The 7,463-nt window shown below is 46.6% G+C and carries 6 protein-coding genes; 1 reads left to right on the forward strand and 5 read right to left on the reverse strand.

The genetic code is table 11. The features are described 5' to 3' along the window. Positions 1-126: 126 nt before the first annotated feature. On the reverse strand, positions 127-858 hold the full coding sequence (locus tag CUC53_RS16645; protein WP_100295166.1) for a UDP-2,3-diacylglucosamine diphosphatase: 732 nt from the start codon (positions 856-858) through the stop codon (positions 127-129). Positions 859-1,103: 245 nt separating this feature from the next. Further along, complete coding sequence (locus tag CUC53_RS16650; RefSeq protein ID WP_100295171.1) at positions 1,104-1,601, reverse strand: peptidylprolyl isomerase; 498 nt, start codon at positions 1,599-1,601, stop codon at positions 1,104-1,106. A gap of 331 nt (positions 1,602-1,932) precedes the next feature. Here CUC53_RS16650 and cysS point away from each other — a divergent pair, with 331 nt between their 5' ends. Beyond that, the gene (gene cysS / locus CUC53_RS16655) at positions 1,933-3,309 is read left to right on the forward strand and encodes a cysteine--tRNA ligase (RefSeq protein ID WP_100295167.1); all 1,377 of its coding nucleotides are present in this window, start codon (positions 1,933-1,935) and stop codon (positions 3,307-3,309) included. A gap of 161 nt (positions 3,310-3,470) precedes the next feature. Here cysS and CUC53_RS16660 read toward each other — a convergent pair whose 3' ends face one another. The 3 genes from CUC53_RS16660 to CUC53_RS16670 are packed head-to-tail and all read right to left on the reverse strand — an operon-like array spanning position 3,471 to position 7,077. Further along, the gene (locus CUC53_RS16660) at positions 3,471-5,402 is read right to left on the reverse strand and encodes an ATP-binding protein (protein ID WP_100295168.1); all 1,932 of its coding nucleotides are present in this window, start codon (positions 5,400-5,402) and stop codon (positions 3,471-3,473) included. A 2-nt stretch (positions 5,403-5,404) separates the two neighbouring features. After that, entirely contained in the window at positions 5,405-5,878 is a 474-nt protein-coding gene (locus tag CUC53_RS16665) for a hypothetical protein (RefSeq protein WP_100295169.1), read from the reverse strand. Beyond that, positions 5,875-7,077: an ABC-three component system protein gene (locus tag CUC53_RS16670; protein WP_100295170.1), complete on the reverse strand. Its 1,203-nt coding sequence runs from the start codon at positions 7,075-7,077 to the stop codon at positions 5,875-5,877. Before CUC53_RS16670 ends, CUC53_RS16665 begins: the two co-directional genes overlap by 4 nt. Positions 7,078-7,463 lie beyond the last annotated feature (386 nt).

The following is a 7,463-nucleotide window of genomic DNA, read 5'->3' on the forward strand; positions in this document are numbered from 1 at the left end:
CTTGCACGGGCAGAGCCCTACTCGTCGGCAGAGCCTGACCATCGGCTGAGACGTACACGGCCGCGTGATGCCGTCTGCTTAGGGCTCGCCATCCGTGGCACTCAAGGGTTGCCCCAAGCGGAGCGGCTACCTTGGCATCAACGGCTGCGCGGTGAGCTGCTGCTCGCCGGGGCGGCAGATCAACACCGAGCCCTGCTCGAACCAATCCCCCAGCACGATACGCCGCGCGGCGTGGCCATCGAGCACCATGTCGTGAATGGCAGGTCGGTGGGTGTGGCCGTGGATCATCACCCTACAGCCAGACTGGCGCAGCATCTGCTCGACCGCCTCGGGGGTGACATCCATGATGCGCTGGCTTTTGTGGCGGTTCTCCATCTGGCTTTGGCCACGCATCTTGCGGGCAATGCCTTGCCGCTGGGCCAGTGGCAAGCGTAAAAACAGCCAGCGTAGCCATCGTTGCTGGGTGATGCGGCGCAACCGTTGATACCCCTTATCTAAGGTGCAGAGCAGATCGCCGTGGCTGAGCAGCACCCGCTCACCATAGAGATCAATAACGCACGGGTCTGGCAGTAGGGTCATCCCGGCGCGCTCGGCAAACGGCTGGCCCAGCAAAAAGTCGCGGTTGCCGTGGATAAAGTAGATTGGCACCTGCTGTTGGCTGAGGGCGGCAAAGGCATCGGCTATCTGCTGATGGAGCGGGTTAGGATCATCGTCACCAATCCAAAATTCGAACAGATCCCCCAGCACATACAGGGCATCGGCGGCTGGCCCATCGTGTGCCAAAAAGTGCAACAGGGCGGCGGTCATATCAGGGCGCTGGGCGCACAGGTGCAGATCACTGATAAACAAGGTGCTCATGATGAAACGGGGGGGCCTTATTATCCGATGGATGAGACAGGGTAACAGAGGACGGGGCCAAGGTGGCCGCCGCCGTTGACCATGGCAGGGTAGCAAGTGGGTGCCCCTCAAGGGTGCACCGCGCGAAATAGCCGGGCTCAGTGGCGGGTGTCATCAGGCGGCGACGCTGGTTTGCGGCGCGGTGCGTTGCAGAGGGAAAAACTGCGGCCGGGGCCGCAGTGTCATCGCTGCCGAGGTGGCAACCATCAGTCAGCAAGGGTCACCTTGGTGATCACCACATCTTCCACCGGCACATCTTGATGAATGCGGCCCGCGTTGTTGGTCTGCACTCCCTTGATCTGGTTAACCACGTCCATCCCAGCGGTTACTTCGCCGAACACGCAGTAGCCAAAGCCCTGAGTGGTGGCCGATTTGAAATCGAGGAAGTCATTGTTATTGACGTTGATAAAGAACTGGGCGCTGGCAGAGTGCGGCTCGCTGGTGCGGGCCATGGCGATGGTGCCAATCTTGTTAGACAGGCCATTGGCCGCTTCATTCTTGATCGGGGCGCGGGTCTCTTTTTCTTCAAAGCCCGCTGCATAGCCGCCGCCTTGGATCATAAAGCCGTCGATGACGCGGTGGAAAATGGTGTTGTCGTAGTGACCGTCACGGCAATATTGCAGGAAGTTAGCCACGGTGTCTGGGGCTTTTTCCGCGTTCAGAGTGAGGGTGATGTCGCCGTGATTGGTGTGCAAAGTGACCATGAGTTGTCCTTTAGATAGATGAAACAAAACGAGTGCAAGCCACAGCGGCTGGCGGGGTATGGCATAAAGTGGCGGCAATTCTAGCCCATCAGCGGCGGCGGGCATAGTGTTGGCACAAGCACTGGCACACGCGTTGCCACAAGTGCAGGCACAAACGTTGGCACAAACGCTGGCAACAATGCTGACACGTACGGCGCTGCCACAGACCTGCCACCCCCCATGGCCCCCCAGCCTAGGCGACAGGCGGGATTTGCCATGTTTTGCGCCTCGTTTTCTGCTTAGGATGCGGGTATTATGACCGACCATTTTACTCACAGGCAGTGGCCATAAGATGCTGAAGATATACAACACACTCACTCGTCAAAAAGAACAATTCAAACCTATCCACCCGGGCAAGGTGGGCATGTATGTGTGTGGTGTCACCATCTACGATCACTGTCATATCGGCCACGGCCGCACCTTCGTCGCCTTTGATGTGGTGGCTCGCTACCTGCGTTACGCCGGTTATGACCTCACCTATGTGCGCAACATCACCGACGTGGATGACAAGATCATCAAGCGTGCCGCCGAGACCCAAGTGACCTGCGACGAGCTGACCGAGCGGCTGATCGGCGACATGCACGCCGACTTCGACGCCCTCGGCATGGTGCGCCCGGATATCGAGCCGCGCGCTACCCAGCACATTGACGAGATCATCGAGCTGGTAGAGAGCCTGCTGGTCAAGGATCACGCCTATGTCGCTGACAACGGCGACGTGATGTTTATCGTCGAATCCTACGCCGACTACGGCAAGCTCTCGGGCCAAGATCTGGAGCAGCTGCAAGCCGGTGCCCGCGTTGACGTGGTCGATGCTAAGCGCAACCCGCTCGACTTCGTGCTGTGGAAGATGTCTAAACCCGGTGAGCCGACCTGGGACAGCCCCTGGGGCCCGGGTCGTCCTGGCTGGCATATCGAGTGCTCCGCCATGAACTCCAAGCACCTTGGCAACCACTTCGACATCCACGGCGGTGGCTCTGATCTGCAATTCCCCCACCACGAGAACGAGATCGCCCAATCCTGCTGCGCCCACGGTGGCGACTACGTCAACACCTGGATGCACAGCGGCATGGTGATGGTAGATAAAGAGAAGATGTCCAAATCCCTTGGCAACTTCTTCACCATCCGCGACGTCTTGGCCCACTATGACGCCGAAACTGTCCGTTACTTCCTGATGTCTGGCCACTACCGCAGCCAGCTCAACTACTCGGAAGATAACTTAAAGCAAGCCCGCGCCGCGCTGGAGCGGATGTACACCGCCCTCCGTGATCTGCCGCTTGCCTCTGCTGCCGGTGGCGACGAGCAGGTCGCCCGCTTTGTTGAGGCGATGGATGACGACTTCAACACCCCAGAAGCCTACTCCGCCCTGTTCGATCTGGTGCGCGAAATCAACCGCCAGAAGGGTGAAGAGATGGCCGTTGCCGCCGCGCTGGGCGCCCGTCTGCGCGAGCTGGGCGCCGTGCTCGGTATTCTGCAACAGGATCCGGACGCCTTCCTCAAGGGTGACGAAGCCGACGACGAAGTGACCGAGATCGAGCAACTGATCGCCCAGCGCAATCAGGCCCGTGCCGACAAGAACTGGGCCGCTGCCGACGCCGCCCGTAACCGTCTCACCGAGATGGGTATCGTGCTGGAAGACAGCGCCGGCAAGACCAGCTGGCGCCGTGCGTAAGGGGAGTTGCCCTGTGGGTGTCAACAGGTTGAGCCAAACAAAAACCGCAGCCCTTGGGCTGCGGTTTTTGTTTTAATGTGAATCTGATTATGGGGGGTGATACAGTGAAAAGATTGGATCTCTAGGGATATTTGTCGGCAATAAAATCATTAAAGTCTAAATCAATAGTCGTTAATCAGACCTTTTTCGAAAATCTCACTATGTTTACTAAATCGTTTTACTAAATGGAAATTATCACTCTCTTTTAAGAATTTTGGTAAATCGTTATCAACGACTATAATTTGACATTTTCTTTCATGCTGTTTTGCATAATCGCAAATGTCGGAGAAACGTTTAAAAATTTTGTCATAGACAACGGGATCTGAGAATTCAGAATCCTCATCATCCCGCACGTTCCTGCCAATATTTTGGCCTGGGGTATCGACCATCAGAAAAGTAGGAAGGTTGCCAGACGTCATTAATAAAAACTTAAGCCGTGTGGTAAAGCTCAAAATAGATGTAATAGTCCTAACTCCACCAGATGAGTGGTTGTAATATGACATACCTCTAAAGTGTGGTACAAACTTATTATCTAGGTATACATCTCTTACATTTTGTAGCCCGCTATTTTTAACGTATGTTCTAAATACTTCTGATAGTTCATCAACAACAGTATCCAGACCTACCAAAGCTTCTTGAGCTATTTTAAGGCTCTGTTTAAGCCTGGTCACTACAGACTCTTTACTTTCAATCCTTCTGGATAAATCATGATATTTATTATTAATGGCAATATCTCGCTTATATTGCGCTATTTTTACACGCAACTCAACTTTCTGCTTTTCTATTGCCTCAATGGATTTTAATAATGCTGAGATGTTTTCAATGTTTAGTTTGTCAAAATTTATAGATAGTTCTTTTAATGTATCGGTAATGGCATTCGTTTCATTTTCTAATTCTTGGTTTTGTTTCCAAGTGTTATCCAAAATATGTTGAACCCCAGAAATTCGATTTTTTATAGATTTTACTTCAGCATCAATCACTTCATTGTTTAAATGTTCTGTGGCAATTGAGATATTGCTTTGACATAACGGGCAGGAAAGTTTGTGTTCCTTTAGCATGTCTAAAGAAATACTATCCCTAGTTATTTTTGATATTTTCAAATTTTCTAAATCGTTTTGATAAGTAGATTTTAGACTTGAAAAAGATCTATATTTAACAAGGTTTTGTTCAATCCTTTTATTTTTATCTGCCAATAATTCTTTGAGCTCAGATATCTCTCCTGCCATAGACAATGCAAGGTCGGTGGCAAATTTATAGTCCCGTTTTAAAGTCTCTCCACTTTCATTCAGTGTTTCTAAATCAGACTCTACAAAATGTAATGCATCGTCAATGGATACATTTTCAGTGGATATCTTAACGTCGGCTAAAAACTTAGATATCGCAGCATAGCTAGTTCTTATTTTATTTAACTCGCTAGCCTCCAAACCTAGCTCTTGATTCAATTCTGCGATTTTATTATCGTGTATATTGAATACAAATTTTTGAACTTCCACATTTTTATTAAACAATGGAATGTTACCATAGTTTAACAAGCTGTCAGCCCCAACTTTTGTCTGCTTTAAATAAAGCAATTTCATTAAATCACGGAAGCTAAGTCTATCCGAGTTAGCATCATCTCGTAAACGAGATTCTTTAATTCTAACTTTAGCAATGCCCAATGAATCTAAAATAAAATCTGATATCCAACCGTCAGGCATTATTTGTGTTGATGACCCAGCCATAAGCATGGGAAATGCACTGCTAGATTCATCAATATCACACATATAAACTTTAATTGCGCCACTAGCATCTGATATAGTACGTTCAAATGTACATGTTGTACCATTCAGGTCTACTTCAAGTTGTGCGGTTCGTCCTCTAGTGGCGATTTCTTCGTAGAGCAGACTTGAGTTACTACCGCCTAGGCAGTAATCAATAAGATTCAAAATACTTGATTTACCACAATCCATATCGCCCCAAATTATATTAAGGCCTTCCTTAAAATCAGCCGTATAGTTTGAGCTTATACCTTTAACAACTAATTTTTTAACCAATAAATATGGGCTCAGTTCCATTGTTACCTCAAGCAGTTTTTCTGAAGAATATTTAGAGACTTACCGACAAGCGGTTTAAGAAGAGAAAGGCTTGTCTTCCAACTATCAACCTGGGCAGTTTTTATCTCAACAAGGAGTTTTTTAGATGCGATGAAAAAGTCTAATCCAATATTTTTAACTTCAATATATCCTGCGGCTTCCAGTACCAGCATACTCTGTAGAAATTCAGAAACATCTTGATAAGACCCAAACTCTGCATCATTTTTATATAAAATATCCTCATAAGGGCTGTTTTCATGCAAACGATCAAAGGAAACAAGGAATGAATGCATATCTTTAGGGTTTTTAAGTAGATAATCAAAAAGTGCACCTTTTTGCATTGTGAGCACAAAATTATCTTTTTTATCTCTTCCTAAAATGTCAACAATTAGCCATCGTCTGTACAGTGCAACGTAAATGTCTTCTCTGAAGTCAATAAAGTTTGAGGTGTTATTCATGACATTCGCTCCCGAATATCGTCGATTGAAATTTTCTCATCCCAAATTATGGTTCGATCACATTTATTAGCCATCTGATGAAGTAAACCACCTTTGTGTATGAAATTTATGTATTTCATTGCACAAAAAAGCAGGTTTTGATCTTCTGCTCTTAATTCTTTGTGCACAGCATTAAATATGTCATCGGCTGATTTGTCTTTATTCGAGTTGTAAGTGTGGCGATAAATACTTAAAACTTTATTTTGTAGTTCAGATAAATTTTGTCTATCAACTCGATTAGCTGCTTTTGATATTATTTCAGCATGGAAAAATGATGCTTTTGCATCTTCAATTCCCATCTCTCCAATCTCAGAAAGAATTAGTTTTATAACAAAGACTTCTTTGTCTAAATCATTATCTTCCCCATAGTATTCAATGGAGGCAACGCTTTCCATTCGTTTTTGGTAGGCTATATCATCTAAAAATTTTCTTACTCGTTTAAAAACATGTTCATTTTTATTTTTAGGTTTACAAATCGTTGTATGATCATAATCAAGAGTAAACCAATCTGAACTTTTCACCTTATATGGTAAGGAACTGACTTCTGGAACACATTCATCATGTGTAGCAATTAGATATACGCTTTTGGGTAACTCATTCCGACGTTCACACCATTCCATATTTAAGTTATCAGAATATTCTGATAGGGGTTGCATCTCTTTAATGTTTATATTGCCAGTTGGGGATAACAACAAAGCACCTATAGAGCCTTTATGTGGGACCGCGATGGAGATATATCCAATTGGCCGGGGGCCTTCACCTTCAACATAATTGAGAATATGATCTTTAGCAATTAATCCACCCATACTATGAGCTATAAGAACAACCTCATTGAAATCATCGAGTTCAGTACGTAGATAGCTATTTAAAAGATTGCTAAGATAGCGGATTGGTTTATTTTTTTTCACCTTTGTCTCAAGGTTTACAAATGGGATTTTGTTCAGGATCTTTTTGAGGTTTTGTACAGGGGCTGACTTAAAAACATCTAGTACTTGGGTATAGTAATCAAACTCAAAAAATTCAAATACCTCACCAATCGCCTGTTCAGATGACAGCATTTCACAAAAGTGATTACCAGACTCATTAATCCATGTACTAGCATTACCCGTGAAGCCATGTATAAATACCACGCCAATTTTTTTGGTTTCTAACTTAGTCATTTCTGGATACCCTCACATATGGCGCAATTAAAATTAAAAATATAACTGTTTATAATAAATATTGATTTGCTTTTATAACTCTATCAGGCACTTCAATATAAAAGTGCTCCCCGATAGGGATATGTGTCGCTTACGGTTGTATTCACAGTGTTATTTAACCTATGAAGACATGTTGATGACACCTGTTGCATAGGGGCGACAATTTGCTCTCGCCATGGGGCGGGCGAGGGGTTGGCTGCGAGATAGCAACCCGCCCGATCTTTGCCCCGAATAGGCTGGGGTGTGTTACCGCGGTGCAATGCGCTGCGCTTGGTGCACCCTACGCCTGTTAACCGGCCTCGGGGCGGCGCGTTGGGTGTGTTCCCCCCTGTTGTTCGCCGAGGTGA

It is taken from the genome of Aeromonas cavernicola (assembly GCF_002795305.1).
GTDB lineage: Bacteria > Pseudomonadota > Gammaproteobacteria > Enterobacterales > Aeromonadaceae > Aeromonas > Aeromonas cavernicola.